This window comes from Streptomyces sp. NPDC031265, from assembly GCF_055570295.1.
The window spans coordinates 177,440-195,820 of record NZ_JBVIHM010000008.1; the positions used below are offsets into that span (position 1 = coordinate 177,440).

25 protein-coding genes and 1 pseudogene are annotated in these 18,381 nt (G+C 69.0%); 15 read left to right on the plus strand and 11 right to left on the minus strand.

Annotated elements, in window-relative coordinates:
* The first annotated feature begins 171 nt into the window (after window positions 1-171).
* Genes ACZ499_RS15455 through ACZ499_RS15465 form a run of 3 tightly spaced genes read left to right on the plus strand, consistent with a single transcriptional unit; the run spans window position 172 to window position 1,328 of the window.
* Window positions 172-429, plus strand: a complete 258-nt coding sequence (locus ACZ499_RS15455; RefSeq protein ID WP_468675308.1) for a hypothetical protein — start codon at window positions 172-174, stop codon at window positions 427-429.
* A 48-nt stretch (window positions 430-477) separates the two neighbouring features.
* Window positions 478-699 (plus strand): hypothetical protein, encoded by a 222-nt coding sequence (locus ACZ499_RS15460; RefSeq protein WP_468675478.1) that lies wholly within the window; start codon window positions 478-480, stop codon window positions 697-699.
* A 44-nt stretch (window positions 700-743) separates the two neighbouring features.
* Window positions 744-1,328, plus strand: a complete 585-nt coding sequence (locus tag ACZ499_RS15465) for a TerD family protein (protein WP_371649346.1) — start codon at window positions 744-746, stop codon at window positions 1,326-1,328.
* A 107-nt stretch (window positions 1,329-1,435) separates the two neighbouring features.
* Here ACZ499_RS15465 and ACZ499_RS15470 read toward each other — a convergent pair whose 3' ends face one another.
* Window positions 1,436-2,395 carry an SMP-30/gluconolactonase/LRE family protein gene (locus ACZ499_RS15470; RefSeq protein WP_468675310.1) on the minus strand — a complete coding sequence of 320 codons (960 nt, stop codon included), beginning with the start codon at window positions 2,393-2,395 and terminating at the stop codon, window positions 1,436-1,438.
* 106 nt (window positions 2,396-2,501) lie between these two features.
* On the opposite strand from ACZ499_RS15470, the gene ACZ499_RS15475 reads away from it, so the two are divergent.
* Complete coding sequence (locus ACZ499_RS15475; RefSeq protein ID WP_468675312.1) at window positions 2,502-2,954, plus strand: Lrp/AsnC family transcriptional regulator; 453 nt, start codon at window positions 2,502-2,504, stop codon at window positions 2,952-2,954.
* 116 nt (window positions 2,955-3,070) lie between these two features.
* Here the strand turns inward: ACZ499_RS15475 and ACZ499_RS15480 are convergent, their stop codons facing one another.
* Window positions 3,071-3,499 carry a MarR family winged helix-turn-helix transcriptional regulator gene (locus ACZ499_RS15480; RefSeq protein ID WP_468675314.1) on the minus strand — a complete coding sequence of 143 codons (429 nt, stop codon included), beginning with the start codon at window positions 3,497-3,499 and terminating at the stop codon, window positions 3,071-3,073.
* 131 nt (window positions 3,500-3,630) lie between these two features.
* Between ACZ499_RS15480 and ACZ499_RS15485 the strand changes: the two genes are divergently transcribed.
* Window positions 3,631-4,515, plus strand: coding sequence for an MBL fold metallo-hydrolase (locus ACZ499_RS15485; protein ID WP_468675316.1), 885 nt, complete (start codon window positions 3,631-3,633; stop codon window positions 4,513-4,515).
* Between the two features lie 48 nt (window positions 4,516-4,563).
* Here ACZ499_RS15485 and ACZ499_RS15490 read toward each other — a convergent pair whose 3' ends face one another.
* Window positions 4,564-5,253 carry an SRPBCC family protein gene (locus ACZ499_RS15490; RefSeq protein WP_468675319.1) on the minus strand — a complete coding sequence of 230 codons (690 nt, stop codon included), beginning with the start codon at window positions 5,251-5,253 and terminating at the stop codon, window positions 4,564-4,566.
* A gap of 278 nt (window positions 5,254-5,531) precedes the next feature.
* On the opposite strand from ACZ499_RS15490, the gene ACZ499_RS15495 reads away from it, so the two are divergent.
* Complete coding sequence (locus tag ACZ499_RS15495; RefSeq protein ID WP_468675479.1) at window positions 5,532-5,648, plus strand: AraC family transcriptional regulator; 117 nt, start codon at window positions 5,532-5,534, stop codon at window positions 5,646-5,648.
* 105 nt (window positions 5,649-5,753) lie between these two features.
* Here ACZ499_RS15495 and ACZ499_RS15500 read toward each other — a convergent pair whose 3' ends face one another.
* Both ACZ499_RS15500 and ACZ499_RS15505 read right to left on the minus strand, forming a co-directional pair.
* Window positions 5,754-6,104 carry a hypothetical protein gene (locus tag ACZ499_RS15500; protein ID WP_468675322.1) on the minus strand — a complete coding sequence of 117 codons (351 nt, stop codon included), beginning with the start codon at window positions 6,102-6,104 and terminating at the stop codon, window positions 5,754-5,756.
* 292 nt (window positions 6,105-6,396) lie between these two features.
* Entirely contained in the window at window positions 6,397-6,603 is a 207-nt protein-coding gene (locus ACZ499_RS15505; protein WP_468675325.1) for a DUF5988 family protein, read from the minus strand.
* Between the two features lie 372 nt (window positions 6,604-6,975).
* Here ACZ499_RS15505 and ACZ499_RS15510 point away from each other — a divergent pair, with 372 nt between their 5' ends.
* Window positions 6,976-7,497: an amidohydrolase family protein gene (locus tag ACZ499_RS15510; protein ID WP_468675327.1), complete on the plus strand. Its 522-nt coding sequence runs from the start codon at window positions 6,976-6,978 to the stop codon at window positions 7,495-7,497.
* Between the two features lie 209 nt (window positions 7,498-7,706).
* Here ACZ499_RS15510 and ACZ499_RS15515 read toward each other — a convergent pair whose 3' ends face one another.
* The gene (locus tag ACZ499_RS15515; protein WP_385534734.1) at window positions 7,707-7,919 is read right to left on the minus strand and encodes a cold-shock protein; all 213 of its coding nucleotides are present in this window, start codon (window positions 7,917-7,919) and stop codon (window positions 7,707-7,709) included.
* Window positions 7,920-8,028: 109 nt separating this feature from the next.
* On the minus strand, window positions 8,029-8,697 hold the full coding sequence (locus ACZ499_RS15520; RefSeq protein WP_468675328.1) for a GNAT family N-acetyltransferase: 669 nt from the start codon (window positions 8,695-8,697) through the stop codon (window positions 8,029-8,031).
* Between the two features lie 227 nt (window positions 8,698-8,924).
* On the opposite strand from ACZ499_RS15520, the gene ACZ499_RS15525 reads away from it, so the two are divergent.
* From ACZ499_RS15525 to ACZ499_RS15540, 4 genes are all read left to right on the plus strand, one after another.
* Window positions 8,925-9,317, plus strand: a complete 393-nt coding sequence (locus ACZ499_RS15525; RefSeq protein ID WP_266989474.1) for a hypothetical protein — start codon at window positions 8,925-8,927, stop codon at window positions 9,315-9,317.
* On the plus strand, window positions 9,314-10,108 hold the full coding sequence (locus tag ACZ499_RS15530; RefSeq protein WP_468675329.1) for a transcriptional regulator: 795 nt from the start codon (window positions 9,314-9,316) through the stop codon (window positions 10,106-10,108). Before ACZ499_RS15525 ends, ACZ499_RS15530 begins: the two co-directional genes overlap by 4 nt.
* Before the next feature lie 38 nt (window positions 10,109-10,146).
* Window positions 10,147-10,536 (plus strand): roadblock/LC7 domain-containing protein, encoded by a 390-nt coding sequence (locus ACZ499_RS15535; protein WP_468675331.1) that lies wholly within the window; start codon window positions 10,147-10,149, stop codon window positions 10,534-10,536.
* 74 nt (window positions 10,537-10,610) lie between these two features.
* Window positions 10,611-10,985 (plus strand): hypothetical protein, encoded by a 375-nt coding sequence (locus ACZ499_RS15540; RefSeq protein WP_468675332.1) that lies wholly within the window; start codon window positions 10,611-10,613, stop codon window positions 10,983-10,985.
* A 76-nt stretch (window positions 10,986-11,061) separates the two neighbouring features.
* On the opposite strand, the gene ACZ499_RS15545 is transcribed toward ACZ499_RS15540, so the two are convergent.
* Window positions 11,062-11,967, minus strand: a complete 906-nt coding sequence (locus ACZ499_RS15545) for a LysR family transcriptional regulator (protein ID WP_468675334.1) — start codon at window positions 11,965-11,967, stop codon at window positions 11,062-11,064.
* Window positions 11,968-12,173: 206 nt separating this feature from the next.
* On the opposite strand from ACZ499_RS15545, the gene ACZ499_RS15550 reads away from it, so the two are divergent.
* Window positions 12,174-12,830, plus strand: coding sequence for a hemerythrin domain-containing protein (locus ACZ499_RS15550; RefSeq protein WP_468675336.1), 657 nt, complete (start codon window positions 12,174-12,176; stop codon window positions 12,828-12,830).
* 141 nt (window positions 12,831-12,971) lie between these two features.
* Window positions 12,972-13,190: a hypothetical protein gene (locus ACZ499_RS15555; protein WP_468675338.1), complete on the plus strand. Its 219-nt coding sequence runs from the start codon at window positions 12,972-12,974 to the stop codon at window positions 13,188-13,190.
* 76 nt (window positions 13,191-13,266) lie between these two features.
* Here ACZ499_RS15555 and ACZ499_RS15560 read toward each other — a convergent pair whose 3' ends face one another.
* Window positions 13,267-15,093 carry an ABC transporter ATP-binding protein gene (locus ACZ499_RS15560; RefSeq protein WP_468675340.1) on the minus strand — a complete coding sequence of 609 codons (1,827 nt, stop codon included), beginning with the start codon at window positions 15,091-15,093 and terminating at the stop codon, window positions 13,267-13,269.
* A gap of 353 nt (window positions 15,094-15,446) precedes the next feature.
* Window positions 15,447-16,181, minus strand: a complete 735-nt coding sequence (locus tag ACZ499_RS15565; protein ID WP_468675343.1) for an SDR family oxidoreductase — start codon at window positions 16,179-16,181, stop codon at window positions 15,447-15,449.
* Window positions 16,182-16,326: 145 nt separating this feature from the next.
* Between ACZ499_RS15565 and ACZ499_RS15570 the strand changes: the two genes are divergently transcribed.
* The gene (locus ACZ499_RS15570) at window positions 16,327-17,169 is read left to right on the plus strand and encodes a helix-turn-helix transcriptional regulator (protein ID WP_468675345.1); all 843 of its coding nucleotides are present in this window, start codon (window positions 16,327-16,329) and stop codon (window positions 17,167-17,169) included.
* 171 nt (window positions 17,170-17,340) lie between these two features.
* Here ACZ499_RS15570 and ACZ499_RS15575 read toward each other — a convergent pair whose 3' ends face one another.
* On the minus strand, window positions 17,341-18,030 hold the full coding sequence (locus ACZ499_RS15575; protein WP_468675347.1) for an alpha/beta fold hydrolase: 690 nt from the start codon (window positions 18,028-18,030) through the stop codon (window positions 17,341-17,343).
* 189 nt (window positions 18,031-18,219) lie between these two features.
* Here ACZ499_RS15575 and ACZ499_RS15580 point away from each other — a divergent pair.
* Window positions 18,220-18,375, plus strand: a pseudogene (locus ACZ499_RS15580) (MFS transporter); the annotation flags it as partial.
* Between the last annotated feature and the right edge of the window lie 6 nt (window positions 18,376-18,381).

Sequence of the window (18,381 nt, forward strand, 5' to 3'; positions counted from 1 at the left end):
GTCTGTGGTTAGGTGTTTGGGGGTCGGGCGTGTGCTCGTCCGGTCGGTGACAGTATGGCACCGGAGCACCAGACCCTCGCGTGAAGTGGGGGAGTGCCGGTCGCGTTCCCCCCCCCGCGACCAGCCTCGAGAACGACGTCGCCCCGCGCGCAGACCGCCACACGCCACGGCATGGCGACGATGCTGGCCGACCTCCACCCCCGGATCGCGTGGAGCGACGATCACCTGTTACTCGTGAACCGCTGTCAGGGCCGGGTCCCCAATGCCACGTCGCTGATCCTGACACCTTCGGTGTTCGCGAGCGACGTGCACTTCACCCTCGACCCCGTTCCGGGCCAGGACAAACGCCAGCCCATCGTCGCCTACCCGGCTCTGCCCGTACCGGACAGCACCGCGCCCGCTCCCCCGTCCACGAACTCCTCGGGGTGATGCGAGCCCGGCCTGTCCGGCCTGGGCCTGCCCCGAGCCACCGACGAACTGGCCGAACGGCACTGCCCCGCCCCCAGCGCCGTCTCCTACCACCTGGGCATCCTGCACCGCGCCGGCCTAGTCACCAAGACCCGGATCAAACACCGCGTCCTGTACCGACGTATCCACCGGGCCGACGCGCTCCTGGCGTTGCCCAAATGGTCCTGGTGCTCTCATCCGGACCCACCATGTGGAACCGCCAAGGCGTTAGGCACACTTTGTGTGTTGTAGTCCCCCACCGAGATCAAGACCACGACCACGAGGATGAGCCACGCATGATCACGCTTACGAAGGAATCCGGCCCGGCAGACCTGGACGGAGTGACCCATCTGTCCATCGGTGTGTCCTGGGACCCCACGGCCGGCAGCAGCGGTGGGGTCGTCGGTCTGCTCCGCCGCAAGAGCGGCACCGATCTCGACCTGATCGCCGTCGCGATGCAGGGCGGGGACCCGGTGCGCCTTGCGGGTCTTGACTCGCTGGACCCCATGGGCAACGGCTCCTTGGTGCACAGCGGTGACAACCAGACCGGGCGCGGGGACGGCGACGACGAGACCGTCACGGTCGAGTTCGCGCGTATCCCGGCCCACATCACGTCGGTCGTGTTCGTCGCGGCCGCGTTCAAGAAGGGCAGTTCTTTCCAGAAGGCCCGCAACATCAGCTTCAAGGTCTACGACTCGACCGGTGGCAGCTCCCAGCAGGTCGCCGACATCTGGCCCAGTCTGCTCACGCAGGACAACGGCTGCGCCGTGGCCAAGGCCGTACGGTCCGGCGGCTCCTGGAAGCTCGAAGTGATCAACGTGACGGGGAAGATAAAGCAGGGCGACGAGCACGCCCTGATGCGCTTCGCCATCAGCAAGTAGCCCGCCCTCGACTCGGCAGTCGAGCGGCGACCGGGTCTGCGGGATATGGCACGCGCCTCTGGCTGTCGCCGATGCACGGCATCAGCGACAGCCGAGGGCTCCCCCGGTCAGAGGGACTTCGCGTCCAGCCACGGACGGCGGCCCGGTCCCGTCGGGTGTGTACCGGAAACGCCCATGACCAACGAGTAGAGGCTGGTCTCCGCGGTGATGAAGAGGCGGTTGCGCTTGGCACCGCCCCAGGAGATGTTGGCGACCGCCTCGGGGACGTTGAGCCGCCCGATGAGGGTGCCGTCGGGGTCGTAGCAGTGCACCCCGTCATTCATCGCGGCGGCCCAGAGCCGGCCGCCGTCGTCGAAGCGGAGGTTGTCGAAGCGAGCGTCCTTCCGGCCCTGCGCCTCGGCGAAGACCTTGCCGTCGGACAGCGTGCCGTCATCGCGTACGTCGAAGACCCGGATGCGGCCTGCGCGGGTGTCGGAGACGAACAGCTGCCGCTCGTCGTTCGAGAAGACCAGCCCGTTCGGCGCTTCGAAGCAGTCGGCGACCAGCCGCACTTCGCCGGTGGCAGGATCGATGCGGTAGAGGTTGTTGGCCCCGATCTCGCTCTGCGCGCGATATCCCTCGTAGTCGCTGGTGATGCCGAAGTCCGGGTCGGAGAACCAGATCGAACCATCGGACTTGACGGCCGCGTCGTTCGGGCTGTTCAGGCGCTTGCCCTGCCAACGGTCCGCCAGCACGGTGACGGTGCCGTTGTGTTCGGTGCGTGTCACGCGGCGGTTGCCCTGCTCGCAGGTGATCAACCGGCCCTCGCGGTCGAGGGTGTTGCCGTTGGTGTGCCCGGCGGAGCGGCGGAAGACGCTGACGGCACCGGTCTCCTCGTCCCAGCGCAGCATCCGGTCGTTGGGGATGTCGCTCCAGATCACCTGTCGCCAGGCGGGCAGGTAGATCGGCCCCTCGGCCCAGCGGCATCCGGTGTACAGGACCTCCAGCGCGTCGTCTCCGTTCATGCAGCGTCCGGTGCGGAACCGGTCGTCGAGCATCTCGTACAGTCCAGGGCGCTCGCTGGTCATGGGGCCTTCCCCTCCTACAGACGTCACATGCCGAAGTTGATTCGGCCTACTACGCAGGTTGCAGGATGAAGTATGGTCCCCACAAGGACATTCCGAATGGAGAGTTGTGGATCACATCGATCGTGCCCTACTGGCGCAGCTCCAGCAGGACGCCACCCAGCCCTACGCCACGCTGGCCCAGGCCGTCGGCTTGTCGGCCGGTGCCGCTCATGAGCGCGTGCGCAAGCTGCGGGAACGCGGCGTCATCCGGCGCACCACCATCGAGGTGGACCCGGCCGCGGTGGGCAGCTCCGTCCTGGCCTACGTCCTGGTCGACTCGACCTCTTGGATGGGTGATTCGGCGAACGACTTCGCCGCGCTCCCCGAAGTCCTGGAGGCGCACGTCATCGCCGGCACCGCCTCGGTACTGGTGAAGGTCAGGACCGCGACCACCGAGCAACTCCAAGACGTACTCCGCCGGATCTACGCCATCGAGGGCGTCAGCGGAACCCAGGCCACGGTGGTGCTCGAAACCTTCTTCGAGCGGCCACTCTCCCCGCAGCCCACCGACCAGACCTGAGGGCAAACCTCAGCGAGCGCCAGCGGGCACCGGGCACATCGCGGTGATCGCGCAATCGCCGCCGGATTGCGGGACAACCATGGGCTCTTGCTGTCCCGCCGCCCGGCCCGACCGGCTCACGCAGAAGTGATGGCCCGCTCCAGCAGGCCGTGCAGGACGCGCTGCTCCTCGGGAGTGAGGCCGGACAGCGGGGAGTCCACAGCGAGGAGTTCGAGGAGACGTCCGCGCAGTGCGGTGCCTTCGGCGGTGAGGACCAGGTGCTTGGCGCGGCGGTCCGTGGGGTGCGGGTGACGCTCGACCAGGCTCTGCTTCTCCAGCTTGTCGACGACGAAGGTGGTGTTGGAGGGCTCACAGCTCATGCGTTCGGCGAGCTCCCGCATGGTCATCGGCCCGCTCATCTCCCGCAGCGCGGTCGCCTGGGACGCGGTGAGGCCCAGGGTGGCGGCGCGCTCCCGTACATGCTCGGCGATCCGCTGGGCCAGTCCGTTCACCAGGCCGCACAGCTGTCGCTCGGCGATGGCCTGGCGCTCGGGAGACGTTGTCATGCCACCACTCTAGCAAATCCATCAAGACGAAATATTTACAGCTTGAATGATTCGAACTTGATGCTTATGGTTGGCATCGCCGCCGCAGGAGACGCGACGACGATCTGATGATGACTCACGGGAGAGAACCCATGGCCGACTTGACGGTGAATCAGGACGTACGACTGCGCCGACCGGCGGGAATCCGCTCGATACGGCTGGGCGACACGAAGGTGTCGTACGTTCCGGACGGCGATGTACGGCTCCGGCCGCTGCACCTGCTCAAAGACACCACCGACGAGGTGTGGGCCGCACATCCGGAGTACCTGGACGCCACGGGTCACCTCGTGGGGAGCGTCGGCGGTCTGCTGGTCGAGCACGGCGACCGCGCGCTGCTGATAGACGCGGGCGTCGGCCCGCAGACGCTGGAGGCTCCGGACGGCCCCCTCGCCATGATCCACGGAGGTGCGCTCCCGGGCAGCCTGGCCGAACTCGGCCGCCGCCCCGAGGACATCGAAGCGGTGGCCTTCACCCACCTCCACGCCGACCACCTCGGCTGGGCCTGCCACCCCGCCCCCGGCGGTGACCGGCTCGTGTTCGCCCACGCCGACCACCTGATCTCCGAGCCGGAGTGGGACCGGCGCGACCTCCTGGAGGCCCAGGGCATGACCGAGCAGGTCGCGGCCCTCGCACCGCGCGTACGGACGATCACGGACGGGCGGGAGATCTTCCCCGGTGTACGCGTACGGATCACCCCCGGCCACACCGTGGGGCACGCCGAGTACGTCATCACCGGGGGCGGACGGCGTCTGATCGCCTTCGGTGACGCCATGCACTCGCCGATCCAGGTCGACCACCCCGACTGGTCCTCGGGATTCGACCACGACCCCGCCCTGACCGCCGACCATCGCCGCCGCCTGGTCGCCGAGCTGGCGGAGCCCGGCACGATCGGCTTCGGCGTCCACTTCGCCGACGTGGTGTTCGGACACGTCCGGCAGGACGGGGACGGCCCGGCTTGGCGGCCTCTGGACACCTGACCGGCTGGAGCCGGACGGCGTCGGTACCGCCCCGATGGGGGGGGTTTGTCAGCCCTTCCCCGAGCGGTGGCGGGAACGGGCCTCGGCCGTGGCCGTCAACTCCTTCAGCCACTCCTCAAGACCTCCCCCGAGGTACTTGCCGGACGTGGGCACGTCCGCCTCGACCTGGGCACCCGTCCAGGTCTCCTCGGTCTGTACGAGGACACCGCCCCGGACCTTGGTAAACGTCCAGACGTGAACACCCTTGTCGATGCGCAGACCCTTGCCGATCGCGGGTCCGGTCCAGCGGATGCACGTGCCGTGCGTGAGCTGCCGGACGGTCGAGGTGATGGTCAGGGTGGTGGCGGGCGTCGTGGTGGTGGCGGGCACCGGGGTGGTCCACCGGAACCGCGATCCGCTCCACAGCGGACCGGCGTCCAGGCGCTTCACACTGGTCACCGGCGGTTGCCACGACGGCCAGCGCTCCACGTCGGTCTGCAGGTTCCAGATGGTGTGCAGGGGCGCGTGGATGACGGTGGCGGTCCGGTACCGGATCTTGGCGGCGGGATCGACGCCGTTGCCCCGGCAGGTCAGCGAAGCGCCTGTGGGGCCGGCGTGATCGGGCGCGGCGGCCTGGCCCGGTGTGGCGGCGCCCAGGACGCCGAAGGCCGCCAGCGGGACCGCCAGCAGGGCGGCGCGCACGCGGCGGGCGATGCGGGAAGTGGCGGGTCGGACCTGCGGGTTGAGCGTGTTGGGCATGGATCTCCACCTTGTTCAGTGCTGGTCGGGCGGTCGTGGCACTGCTACGCGCCCCGCCCGGCGCAAGGGTGTTGGCGGGCACGGGCTCCCCGGCGTACGGAGACGGTGACGGCGGGGCTGACCCCACCGGTGGAGCCCTGCGTGCCACGCGGGTGCGGGAGCGCGGGTGCGGGAGCGCGGGTCGGCTGGTGCAGTAGATCGGCTGGTGCAGTAGACGGCGCCGAGGTTGACCACCAGCGCTGCCCGCGGACGGTATCGAGCCCCATCTGAGCTCGGCCCTGGCCCAAGCGGCGAAAGACTTCGCGGACAGCAGCCACTTCATCCGGGCCTTCAAGAGCCAGTACGGCCAGACACCCGCCGAGTTCCAGCGAGGCGCAGCCGGGGGCCGGGGCTGATCCTGAGGGGAGAGTATGCCGCTGCCGAGCCGGGGCGGCTACCCGGCTGTGGGCGGGGGTGCGCTTGGGACCTCGGGCCGGCGCGACGAGGGACCGGGGCGACGTCTAGCGCAGCTGCGTGCAGTAGTTGCCGACGTAGGTGTGTCCCTCTTCGACCCCCAGCTCACGGGCGAGGTTGCTGGCGGGGCTGACGAAGAAGTAGACCGGCGGGTCGTTCAGGCACCGCCAGGTTTCGAGCGTGTAGCGATCCAGCAGGGTGACCGTGCTGGCCTTGTCCGAGGGAAGTTGTCGGTTGCAGTGGATGCCGACCGTAGTGAAGGAACCACCTCGGCCGATCAGGCATGCTACGTGCGGCGTTGCGGTGGCAGGGGCGGCAGGAGTCGCAGCGCTGAGGCTGAGACCGGCCACGGACATGGTGGCGATACCGATAGAACCTAATAGGCGGGCTGCCTTCATGGCGTACCCTCCTCCTTCTTCTCTCTCGGTGACTACAGGCACGACGGCCTGTAGCGCACTCTGTCAGGCGGTACTCCACAACCGCCAGCGCGACTTGCGCCTCGGGTGACGTATCAGCCAGCAGATCTTGGCGGAGATGGATTCCTAGGTGTGCCCGCAGAGCGCGGGGGTGGCTGACATCGGGTCATCCCTCAGTGAATCCGTTGCGTTCTCATTTACTTTGCCCCGCGCCGACCCGAGGGCCTCGACGTTGACAGTCTGACACCGGCTGTACGGGGACACGGTCCGCGGGCTACTCAGCAATCGCAGTGCGGTACGTCCATTGGTAGACCCGCAGCGGTCCCTCCTCGGTGTCTTGCAGCCGCTGCGTGGCCTCGAAGTGTTCGTAGCCGCCCATGAACGGAACCTTCACCTGGGCGCCCGGCGGGGTGACCGTGACGATGCGGTCCGGCAGACCTTTCGGCCCGCCTTCAAGCACAGCCCTCACAGCATTTGACACAGCCAGCTCCTTATGGATTTTTCATGGCGGACCGATTCTCCATCCGGTCCTGCATGGAACCCCTGCCCGGAAACTCCCCACCCCGGTCAGCGAGGCCTTGGAAGTCCTTCATCATGTCTCTCTGGCCGCTCGGGCGGCCAGAGCGGCGCACTGGCGTCCGGGTGATGTGTCGAACAGTTTCCCGCCGCCCCTGCGACGCTCGCGGCAAGGCTGCGAGCCTATTCCCTGGGCACATTCCCAAGGCCCGTGCAGCCGCACCAGATTGGCCGCCGTATGCCCAGTTCGTGGCAGACGACCATGTCAACCGGAGGTCTTCATCGGCATGTCACACATCAGCAGGCGCCTCGGTATGGCCGGTGCGGTACTGACGAGGTGAACCTGGTCAAACAGGCACTGTTCCCCAACCAGCACACGGCCGCGACCAGCGAGAACATCAAGAACGGGGCGCCCTTCATGAAGGTGCTGCGGGACCGCGGGATCCCCCTCACCATCCACTCGGACCTCGGGAACAATGCGGAGCAGACGAAGCACCCCCATCTGATGGAGCAGACCCTTCGCCTGTATCCCGAGAACAAGATCGTGTGGGCACACATGGGCCTGTCCAAGGAGCTCACCGCCATGGATCCCGACCGTCACATCGGGATTATGAAGAGGCTGCTGGGCAAGCATCCTTATCTTACGCTGGACCTCAGCTGGCGGGTCCTGGAAGACGACTACTTCAGCAAGCCGGGAGTACGGCAGAAGTACGCCACGTTCTTCGACCGGTTATCCGACCAGGGCCATTCCCGGCACCGACTTCGTGGCCTCGCGCGACAAGGATTACCACGTCTACGCGCGAGGACTCGAAGTCACCAGCCGCATCAACAAGGCGTTGGACGACCGTGCCTTCCGTGACATCGCCCTGAGGGAGAACTACTACCGGCTGCTCAATCTCAAGGAGAGCGCGCCGCAGGTACGCAGGGCAACGTGACGTGACAAGGCGGCCCGCCAACTGACTCGGTCGTAGGACATACCCTCGGGTGGCAGCGGACAGGGTCCATGGCTGTGGCTGAGCGCCGCAGTCGGCGAGATCCGCCGGCTGCGGCGCTCAGTCGGCAAGCCGTTTACTCCGGGCGGACCTGCGCCGCCTGCATGCCCTTCTGCCCGCGCTCAGCGACAAACGAAACGGTCTGGCCTTCCTTCAAGGACTTGAAACCATCGGACTCGATGGCCTTGAAGTGTACGAAGAGGTCGTCGCCACCCCCTTGCGGAGTGATGAAGCCGAACCCCTTCTCATCGTTGAACCACTTCACCGTACCGACTTGCCGGTTGGACATGCCCACCCCAGACGTTGTTGTGGCGGCCCAGCGCCGCCAGCCGATCCTGGCAAGCCAACGCCAGGTCGCGCTCAGGACCTTGCCCAAGAGCTACGTCCGCCATGCATCGTCACGGGGCTATGGGCCGGCCCTCTGCTGACGGTCCGGATCGGGACGGGGCAGGCAGGCGCTTCATGGTGCACGGGCGGGGCGGCTGACCCTCGGGACCTGCTGTGGAACAACCGGGCTCGCTCATCGAGTTCAGCTGGGCGAACTCTTCGGCGAGCATGCCCATCATGACGAGATCATGGTGCCGACCGGCAAAAAACACGTGATCGCGGAGGCGCCCCTCCTCGACGAAACCGAGCCGACGGTGCAATGCCAGCGATGCCTCGTTATGGGCGAAGATCCGCGCTTCGCACTTGTGATAGCGCCGCTCAGCGAACATGAATCGCAGGAGCATCACCACAGCTTCCGCCGCATAGCCTTTGCCACGATGATCGGCGCCGACCGTGACGCCGTACTCGAACCAACCCCCACGCGGGTCAGCCTGGTGTGACCCGACAGCACCGACTGTTTCTCCCGTGTCGACGGCCTCGATCGCCAACCCGAAGCAGTCGCCGTCGGACTTGGCAGCGGCCTGTTCATTCGCCCAGTTACGGAAACTCTCGGCGGAACGGGGCGGGTTCAGCAGGTCGCCCAACCGCTCCTCGTCCACGGCGAAGCGCATGAACGCGGTCCAGTCGTCAGGTTCGATACCGCGCAGGCGTATCCGTCTGCCGCTCCAGAACGATGTCATCCCCTATTCGATCACGCCCCAGCACGTGAGGTACAGCAACAAGTGCCATCGTGCCGGGCCGACCCCCGATCGCCGCGCGCACCTTAGTCAACCCCGCGCATGTTCCGCTGGAAAATGCCAGAACTTCCCCTAGTGGGCGACACGCTGCGTAACCTCTCGTCACCTCAGCCGCGTTCGAGCACCACGCGCGGAGCCGGTCCATGGCGGCCCCAGGGAGGCAGTCGCGCGTGCTTGGTATCGATGAGTGTCTGCTGGAAAGCATGGGGTTGCCCGGCGTGCGCGGCGCCGCGGTGGTCGACTGGACCAGCGGGTTGGCGCTGGGAACCATCGGCGACTCACCCTGCGGCGACCACGAGACGACGGCCGCGGAGGCCGCTGAATTCGCCCGGACGGCGGCCGAGCATCCCGCCTTCGTAGCGGACGAGGTGGACCCGGCGGGGCTCCTGCCGGTCGAGGACGTACTCGTCACCGCCCGCACCGGCTACCACCTGCTGCGTTTCGTCGAGACGACCTTCGACAGCAGCCTCTTTCTCTATCTGTGGCTCGACCGCGAGCAGGGCAACCTCGCCATGGCCCGGCTGCGCCTGCGCGACCTGGCACAAAGGCTGGTCCTCGGATGACACCCACCGACGACGCCTGCGACCCGGTACTCGTCTCGCCCATGCTGGTACGGCTCGTGGCCGAGCGTGCCACCGGCGCACTGCTGCGCGACACCGGCACGCTCTATCTCGTCGACGGGCAGGTGGTCCACGCCGAGAGCCCTGCCGCGCCCGGACTGGAGGTGCTCCTCACGGCGAGTGGCCGGGTGCGCCCCGAGGGCTGGCAGCGGGCCGTGGACCAGGCGGGCGCGCGCGGCACGGTCGGGCGCTTCCTCGTCGAGAGCGGCCAAGTCGCCGGTGGCGAGCTGGAGTTGTGTCATCTCGGCGCGCTCCACGACGCCGCGTTCTTCGCGCTCGCACCCGGCAAGGGCCCCACCCGGTTCAGGTACGGGGCCGTGCACTGGATCGGCTCGGTGCGACCCGTCGCCGCCCACGCGCTGGCCAGGGAGGCCACGCGCCGCAGGGAGTTGCTCGACCGGATCTGGCCGCACCCCGAGGTCGACACGGCGCCCGTCGTGGCGGTACCGGACCGTCCGGGTCTGCCGATCACCGTCCGCCAGCGCGCCCTGCTCGCGGCCGTGGACGGCGTCCGCACTCCGGGCACCATCGCTCGTGTGCTGGGCCGTCCCGCCTTTCACACCATGGTCGACGTGCGCAGGCTCGCGGCGGTCGGCGCGGTCGAGACACCCCTCGCGCCCGCCCCGCCGGAGACCGTACCCGGCTGGCTCGCGCGCGCGTCCGCGGAGGCGGCCCATCCCTCGGACGAAGCCCTGCTCCGCAGACTGCGGGACGCCCTGGAGGCCATGCCGTGATCCGCGCCCTGCGCCAGCGCGCCGAAAGGAGACAGCTGATGACGGCCGAGGCGGAGATCCTCGCTGAACTGCGCCGACTGCGAACACGCCTGCCGCAGGTCACCGGCGCCCTGACCGCCAGCGTCGACGGCCTCGTCCTCGCCCAGGACGCCGTCGACGACGCCGAGTCCGTCGCCGCGCTGACCGCAGCCGCCCTCGGCGTCGCGCAGCGGCTCACGCACACCACGGGCCGCGGCGACTTCCGCGAGCTTCTCGTCCAAGGCGAGGACGGCTACGCCGCCACCTACGCGGCGGGCTCCGCCGCGGTACTCACCCTGCTCGCCCTGCCGCGCACCAACGTCGGCCGTCTGCATCTGGAAGCCCGCCGGGCCGGAGTCCGGATCGGCGAACTGGTCGACGGCGCGCTCGAACGGCTGGAGACCTCATGACCAGCGCCGGACCCCGGGCCGCTCGGCCCCGGAACACGACAGGCAGCACCCACCGGAAAGGAAGTGCGAACCCCATGGGCAACACCGAAACCGCGCTCAAGGAAGCGATGACCTCCATCGAGGGCACGATCGGCGTGGCACTCGTCGACTACAGCAGCGGTATGGCCCTCGGCACTCTGGGCGGCGGCAAGGAACTGGACCTGTCGGTGGCCGCCGCCGGAAACACCGACGTGGTCCGCGCAAAGGTGCGGACCATGGAACTGCTGGGTCTCAAGGACGAGATCGAGGACATCCTCATCACCCTCGGCAGCCAGTACCACCTGATCCGTCTCCTGAGGAGCCGCGGCCACACCGGGTTGTTCCTCTACCTGGCCCTCGACAAGAGCCGGGCGAACCTGGCGATGGCCCGCCACCAACTGCGGCGGGTGGAGGACATGCTGGAAGTGTGAGGCCCCTTCCGTACGGGCAGGAAGTGCCGGGTCCAGGGCCGGACCCGGCACCTCCCCGCACACTCCCAAAGGGCGCTCAGGACACGTCGTCGCTGATGTGACACGTGCCGATGTCCTGCGCTGTCTGGACGAAGGCCCGTAGCGGGGCACTCTCGCCCACGGTGGGCCACACGAGCGCCCACTCCGTGAGCGGAGCGTCGTGGACCGGCAGGAAGGCGATGCCGGGAGGTGTGTAGTACCGCCGGACGTGGGCGTTGACGGGGCAGGCGAGGTGCCCACCCGCGACGAGAGCCAGCAGCTCGTGAAACGTCCGGGCGACCGGCCCGCGCGCTATCCGGCGTCCGGCCGGCGTGTACGTGGGAACCATGGCCTCGAACCAGTACGCGGGCGCCTCGGGTCCGGGATCGAGGAGGCGCAGGCCACCGAGGTCCTCCAGGGACACCGACTCCCGCTCGGCCAGGGGTGAGGCCGTGGTGACCGCGAGGACGCGGCCCTCGGTGAGCACCGTGGGGCCGACGCTGAGGTCGGGTTCGTGGACGGGCCGCCACATCAGCTGTACGTCGGTCTGGCCGGTGCGCAGTGGCGTGAACGGGTCGCTGAAGTGGAACTCGACGAGGTCGACGTCGCAGTCGGGGTACTGGACCCGGAACGCGTCGGTCAGGGGCCGCAGTTCGTGGGCCATCACACCCAGTACACCCAGCCTGATCGTCCCCCGCACACCCAGGGCGGCCTCGCTCGCGCGGGCGAGGCCGCCCTGGATCAGGTCGTACGCCTGCTGGAGCTCGACGCGCAGCACCCTGCCGACCGGGGTCAGGGTCACGGAGCGGCTGGTGCGGTCGAACAGGGGGGCGCCGATGCGCCGTTCCTGCTTCTTTATCGCCTGGCTCACCCGCGCCTGGGAGATCCGGAGCCGTTCGGCGGTCCGGCCGAAATGCAGTTCCTCCGCCAAGGCCAGGAAGATCTCTATGTCACGTAGTTCCATCGCCGCCCCCGCACCGCGATAACCGCAGAGTTATCGATCACCGCGCGAAGTCTACGTTGATCCTGCCGCGGCGCCGCTGGAAGGTGGAGACACCCGGGAAACGCTCCCCATGAGGGGGCGACCTCCACGGCCGTCCCCTGACCGGCCGCCTTCCTCCCGATAACTCAGCCGACTTGCCGACTTGCCGCAAGAGGAGACAGACGTACGTGAAAGACAGACTCGACATGACCGTGATGTACGCGATGCACAACGCACTGCGCCGGGAGTTGCGGCACATCGCCCGGATCACCGCCCGATACGACCCCGACACCCGGCACATCCTGCGTGGCGCCGCCGGCTGGGAGATGTTCAGGCGAGCCCTGCGCGCGCACCACGGTGCCGAGGACGACGCCCTGTGGCCCGCGCTGCGCCAGGCCCTTGCCGGCCGGCCGTACGATCTCACGCGGCTGGAGGCGATCGAAGCCGAGCACGCCGTGATCGCCCGCCTCGTCGGGGCCGTCGACGAGGCTCTGGCCGACCCCGGCACCGGGTCGACCCTCCTCAGTGAGCTCGTCAACTCGCTGGTCACCGGCCTCGCCGGGCATCTCGGCCATGAGGAGGACGCCGTACTCCCGCTGGTCCAGGCCGTCGTGAACGAGCAGCAGTGGGAGCACTTCGGACGGGCCCACGCCCAGCGGTTCGCTCCCCACGCGGCGCAACTCCTGCCCTGGCTCCTGGACGGCGCCGACGAGCACACGACCACTCTCGTACTGGCTCAGCTGCCGACACACGTACGCCGCGCGTACACGTATCAATGGCAGCCCGCGTACGCGGTGTTGGACCGGTGGAGCGCCCAGGCCGTCATGACGGCCGCGAGGTCTTGACCGACGCCGTCCGATCGCCCGTGGAACGAACCCTGGGCGCCGAGCCGCAATCGCCGCGTCACCTGATTCCCGCCTCTCTCCGTCCGCTGCCCACGGCCGCCGCGTTCACGGCCGCGGGCAGCAGCCGCTCCAGGAGTCGTCATGACCACCGTCGAGCCCGTCCAGGAAACCGGCTACGGCCTCAGACCCAGACCGGACCCCCAACCGTCGGCATCAGTATCGCGACGGCGGTGGCTCGCCCTGGTGGCCGTGGCCGTCGGCACGTTCTCCACGGTGACCGCCGAACAACTGCCGATGGGCCTGCTCACCCCCATCGGCGGCGCGTTCGACGTCTGCGAGGGGACCGCGGGCCCGATGTGACAGTGCCGGGGCTGGTCGCCTCGGCCACGGCGCCGCTGCGTCCCCAAAGACGCGGTGCAGCCCGCCGGATCCTGGTTCAGTGCCGGTCCGCCCGCGCGGGGGTGTCGTCGAGGAAGCCGCCCGACTGGTGCTGCCACAGCTTCGCGTAGGCGCCACCCGTGGCGAGCAGCTTGTGGTGCGTACCCTGTTCGACGATCCGTCCGCGGTCGAGGACGACCAGCTGATCCATGGTGGCGACCGTGCTCAGCCGGTGTGCCACCACGAGCGCCGTCCGCCCGTCCATCAGCCGCCACAGTGCGTCCTGGACGAGGATCTCGCTCTCGGAGTCCAGCGCACTGGTCGCCTCGTCGAGCAGCAGGATCGGTGCGTCGCGCAGGATCGCCCTGGCGAGGGCGACCCGCTGGCGCTGGCCTCCGGACAGCTTCACCCCGCGCTCGCCCACCATGGTGTCGAAGCCGTCGGGAAGCGCATCGGCGAACTCCGTGACGTGCGCCGCCTCGGCCGCGCGACGGATCTCCTCGCCGGTGGCGGTCGGCCGGGCGAACGCGATGTTGTCCCGCAGCGTCCGGTGGAACATCGCCGGGTCCTGCGGCACGTAGGCGATCAGGCTGCGCAGTTCGCCCTGCCGCAGCCTGCTGATGTCCCGCCCCCCGATCAGGATCCGCCCGCCGTCGATGTCCGTCATCCGCAGCAGGAGTCGCGTCAGCGTGGTCTTGCCTCCGCCCGACCGGCCGACGAGACCGATCTTCGTCCCGTTGGGGACCGCCAGGTCGAGGCCCTCGAAGAGCGGCTCCGCGCCCGCGTGGGCGAAGGTCACCCCTTCGAAGCGCACCTCGCCCGCCCGGGCCGGCAGCGGTTCCGGGGACGCCGGGTCGAGCACGGTCGGCGGTTCGAGGAGCAGCTCGGTGAACTGCGAGGCCTCCGTCATCGAGCTTTCCAGCCGGCGGTAGATCTGGTTGAACTCGAACATGATCCGCGTCGCGTTGGCGTAATAGGTGAAGGCGACGACGACCGCTTCGACGCCGTGCTCTCCCCCGCCGAGCCCGATGGCGAGCAGCAGGCCCAGCACATTGGTCAGTACGGACATGGGTGCGACCAGCGTGTCGATGCGCAGGTTGCCGTAGTCCCACGAACTCAGCGTGAGCCGCCGCGACTCGGCGACGCGGGACCGGTGTTCGGCGGCCTCGCGTTCCTCGGCGGCGAACGACCGGACCGTGTCCATGTTCATCAGGCTGTCGGCGACATGGCCCGACACCCGGGCGATCGCCTGCTCGCGCTGGGCGACCAGCGCCTGACGGCGCCGGATCAGGGGCGCGACGCACAGCGCCGTGAGCACGATCAGCACCAGCAGCCCCACCACGAGCAGCGGGTCGTACTGCCACAGCACCACCGACGCGAACACCAGCGGCACGAAGCTGCCCACGACGTTGAACGTCAGCGTGTCGACGCAGTCCTCGAAACGGGTGGCGAAGCTCAGGACCCGCTTGGTGAGCGACCCGGCGAAGTTGTCGTGGAAGAACGCGGCGTCCTTGGCGAACAGCTCGTCCATACCGATCACATACAAGTGCTCGATACCGCGGGCATCGAGGCGGTTCAGACAGTGCAGCCCGATGCGCCACAACGCCTCCGCCAGCAGCAGGACGCCGGCGAAGCCGAGCACGTACGGCAGCGCCGGGCCGATGGCGACGGTTCCGCCGTCCCCGGCGATCCGGGCGACGAGCTTGGCGACGATCAGTGGCGCGATGTACTGGATACCGATGTTGCCGAGTGCCGGCAGCAGCATCGCGGGCGCGGTCAGCCGCCGCAGCCGGGCCAGTTCGCGCCCGTAGTAACGAAGTGCGAGGCGCACCGAGCCCTTGCTCGGTAAGCCCTCGCTCGATTCACGCGATTCAGGTGATCCCATCCCAACCCTGTGCTCTCGAACCGGCGGGTGAGCACACGAGTGTCCCGCGTCAGCACCCGCACGGTCCACGGGTTTTCGGCCGCCCACCAATCGCACGGATATCGGCTGGCTCACATGTGCGCCAGGCCCGTTCTGCCCCTGCGACCCTCACCGGATACGTCACCACTCTCCCCAATGGGACCTGATGGACCGACCGGCGGTGCAAGCCGTCTGCTCCGCCTTGGTGAGGTCGCGGCCGACGGCTGTGCAGACAGGACTCTCGTCAGCGCGCTGGTGTGCCCGGTCAAGGTGGCATACGCAAGTCCCGTGGGCACGTCCCGCAGGTGCACGGTTGTAAGTCGCCGCAGAGCACATCACTGGGCACTGGCGGCCGGGCGTACCACGATCTCGTTCACATCGACCTCCGGCGGCTGGGCGACGGCGTACGCAATGGCGTCGGCGATCGCCTCGGCGGGCAGGGCGACGGCACGATACGTCTCCATGATCCGGCGCGCCTCGGCGTCCGCGAGATGGTCGACCAGCTCCGATTCGGTGACGCCCGGGGAGACGACGGTGACGCGGATGGTGCCGTCCGACTCCTGCCGCAGTCCCTCGGAGATCGCCCGCACCGCGTACTTCGTGGCGCAGTACACGACTGCGGTCGGCGACACCTCGTACGCACCGACGGAGGCGATGTTCACTATCTGGCCGCCGCCCTGCGCCCGCATGACGGGCAGGGTCGCGGCGATGCCGTGGAGCACACCGCGCAGGTTCACATCGATCATGCGGTCCCACTCGTCGGTCCGCGCGGCGTCGAGGCGGGACAGCGGCATCACGCCCGCGTTGTTCACCAGGACGTCGATGCGGCCGAGTTCGGTCCGAGCGGCCTCGGCGAAGGCGTGTACGTCGGCCACGTCCGTCACGTCCAGGCGGCGAAACGCCGCACTGCCACCCGCCGCGGCGATCTCGCGGGCCAGCGTCTCCAGGCGATCGGTGCGGCGCGCCCCGAGATAGACCCGGTGGCCGTCCGCCGCCAGCCGACGCGCGGCCGCCTCACCGATACCGCTGCTGGCCCCGGTGATCAGCACCGCCTTGGCGATCCTCGTCATCCTGCGCTCCTTCTCCATCAACTCGGCTTGGTGCACGAGTGGCTGAGAGAAACTGTCAGCGACGCGGCACGCCGAGGCCAGGACGGCTTCTGCCTGGGTACGGCACACCCAGGCACCCCGACGGGGGCCGCCGTAGGCTGGCGCGGTGACGAGCAGTGAGCTGGGAAGTTTCCTACGGGCCCACCGAGCCAGGCTGCACCCTGACGACGTGAGCCTGGTCTCGTACGGGCAGCGCCGGGTGGCCGGGCTGCGTCGGGAGGAGGTGGCCGTACTCGCCGGCATGAACGCCGACTACTACGCCCGCCTGGAACAGGGCCGCGAGCGCCGCCCCTCCGCGCAGATCCTCGACTCGCTCTGCCGGGCGCTCCACCTGGACGACGACGCACGCGATCACCTCTACCGGCTCGCGGGCTGCGTGCCGGACGGTGGCGGTCCACAGCCGCGCGAGAGCGCAAGTCCCGTGCTGCGCCAGCTCCTTGACGCCCTTCCCGACACTCCGGCGTTCGTGATCGACCCGGCCATGGACCTCCTGGCCGCCAACTCCCTCGCCGACGCGCTGTTCTCCCCCTTCCAACGCGCCGACAACCTCGCTCGCATGACCTTCTGCGACCCGGCCGCGCGACGTTTCTTCGTCCACTGGCACCGGGCGGCCGAGGCTACCGTCGCCGGCCTGCGCCAGGCCACCGGCCTCACCCCGCACTATCCGCGCCTGCGCGCGGTCGTCGCCGCCATGACCGCCGCCAGCGAGGAGTTCACCTCCCTGTGGTGCGCCCAGACCGTCTACGGAAAGACGCACAGCGCGAAGGAACTCACCCATCCCGAGGTGGGCCCGCTGTCACTGACGTACCAGAGTTTCGACGTACGCGGCGCGCCCGGCCAGCAACTGCTGATCTATCACGCGGAGCCGGGAAGCCCCAGCGCGGGCGCTCTCACCCTGCTCGGCACGCTGGCCGCCACACGCCGACGAGCACGGTCCGGCACCACATGACCCTTGATCGGCGGACTTCAGGTGCCGGTGTTCAGGAAGATCCAATGCCCGCACCTCAGATACGTCGCCAGGTCAAGCACTCCTTCACCGAGGAATGTCAGCGGGGCCGTCGCAACCGGCCCCTGAGCCACGACGTTCCGGCGCTGCGGACTCCGAGGTCGCCCGCGCGTCTCAGGCGCTCGCGTGGACGTACGCCTCCAGTTGGTCGGCGAGCTCCCTGGGGTGGCTCAGCGCCGCCAGGTGTCCGCCCGGCACCTCGTCGGGGGTGATGCCGAGGCGCTCCTGTGCCACTTGGCGCTGGAAGGCGGCGGGGAAGAACCGGTCGTCACGGGCGGCCACCACCCGGGTCGGTACCTGCGGCCACGCGTCGAGGGTGAACGGCGTGGCGAAGACCGCGTCGGACTCTTCCTCCGCGTGCTCCCCCGAGGCGTCGATCTCCTCCTGCGGCAGGTCGTGCAGGAAGTACGTCGCCAGGTCGAAGGGAGCGTCCGGGTCACGGCCCTCGTGCACGTCGTGCGCGCGGCGTGCCGGCTCCTGACCGGTGTGGGCCCACCACTCCCCCGGTGTCTCGCCGGGGCGCGGGATCATCCCGTTGACCAGTACGAGGAGTGACACGGGCAGCCGCGCGCACACCAGGGGCGCGGTGAACGCGCCGAGAGACTGTCCCACCACCACCAGATCCACGCGCTCACCGACCGCGTCGACGACCGTGTCCACGTACTCCGGCAGCCCGGCTGCGGCATCGGCGCCGGGCAGGTCCACGGACACCACGTCCCGGCCCCGGCGGCTCAGTTCGTCCGCGACGCCATGCCAGTACCAGGAGGAGCCGCCGGCTCCGGGAATCAACACGTACGTAGTCATGGGTGCACCCTCCGCGCCGGGACGTCGTCCTCTCCCCCATGTGACTGTCGGTCCTCCCGGAACTCATCGGTGAGGGCCACCCGGTCGACACGGACGAGCAACGGCACGGGGCGTGGGCAACGCGGTTTCCCAAGGGGCGGGCCAGGGACACCTGTCTGCGGGGGATCGTCCGTTGATACGGTCCAAAGCATGCCGCGCCTGGTCGACGTCCCTGGATACATGCGCTTCTGGACCGCCTCGGCTGTATCGGCCTTCGGTTCGCAGGTGACCGGGCTCGCCCTGCAGATCCTCACCGCGGTGACGTTGAGCGCGTCCGCCACGGAGGTGGGACTCGTCAGCGCCGCGGTCTGC

Bases quoted from the DNA above. Each gene is read 5' to 3' on its own strand.
- ACZ499_RS15455 (WP_468675308.1), top strand. From the start codon at position 172: ATGGCGACGATGCTGGCCGACCTCCACCCCCGGATCGCGTGGAGCGAC.
- ACZ499_RS15465 (WP_371649346.1), top strand. From the start codon at position 744: ATGATCACGCTTACGAAGGAATCCGGCCCGGCAGACCTGGACGGAGTG.
- ACZ499_RS15470 (WP_468675310.1), bottom strand. From the start codon at position 2,395: ATGACCAGCGAGCGCCCTGGACTGTACGAGATGCTCGACGACCGGTTC.
- ACZ499_RS15480 (WP_468675314.1), bottom strand. From the start codon at position 3,499: ATGACAACGTCTCCCGAGCGCCAGGCCATCGCCGAGCGACAGCTGTGC.
- ACZ499_RS15485 (WP_468675316.1), top strand. From the start codon at position 3,631: ATGGCCGACTTGACGGTGAATCAGGACGTACGACTGCGCCGACCGGCG.
- ACZ499_RS15490 (WP_468675319.1), bottom strand. From the start codon at position 5,253: ATGCCCAACACGCTCAACCCGCAGGTCCGACCCGCCACTTCCCGCATC.
- ACZ499_RS15500 (WP_468675322.1), bottom strand. From the start codon at position 6,104: ATGAAGGCAGCCCGCCTATTAGGTTCTATCGGTATCGCCACCATGTCC.
- ACZ499_RS15515 (WP_385534734.1), bottom strand. From the start codon at position 7,919: ATGTCCAACCGGCAAGTCGGTACGGTGAAGTGGTTCAACGATGAGAAG.
- ACZ499_RS15520 (WP_468675328.1), bottom strand. From the start codon at position 8,697: ATGACATCGTTCTGGAGCGGCAGACGGATACGCCTGCGCGGTATCGAA.
- ACZ499_RS15530 (WP_468675329.1), top strand. From the start codon at position 9,314: ATGACACCCACCGACGACGCCTGCGACCCGGTACTCGTCTCGCCCATG.
- ACZ499_RS15535 (WP_468675331.1), top strand. From the start codon at position 10,147: ATGACGGCCGAGGCGGAGATCCTCGCTGAACTGCGCCGACTGCGAACA.
- ACZ499_RS15540 (WP_468675332.1), top strand. From the start codon at position 10,611: ATGGGCAACACCGAAACCGCGCTCAAGGAAGCGATGACCTCCATCGAG.
- ACZ499_RS15545 (WP_468675334.1), bottom strand. From the start codon at position 11,967: ATGGAACTACGTGACATAGAGATCTTCCTGGCCTTGGCGGAGGAACTG.
- ACZ499_RS15555 (WP_468675338.1), top strand. From the start codon at position 12,972: ATGACCACCGTCGAGCCCGTCCAGGAAACCGGCTACGGCCTCAGACCC.
- ACZ499_RS15560 (WP_468675340.1), bottom strand. From the start codon at position 15,093: ATGGGATCACCTGAATCGCGTGAATCGAGCGAGGGCTTACCGAGCAAG.
- ACZ499_RS15565 (WP_468675343.1), bottom strand. From the start codon at position 16,181: ATGACGAGGATCGCCAAGGCGGTGCTGATCACCGGGGCCAGCAGCGGT.
- ACZ499_RS15575 (WP_468675347.1), bottom strand. From the start codon at position 18,030: ATGACTACGTACGTGTTGATTCCCGGAGCCGGCGGCTCCTCCTGGTAC.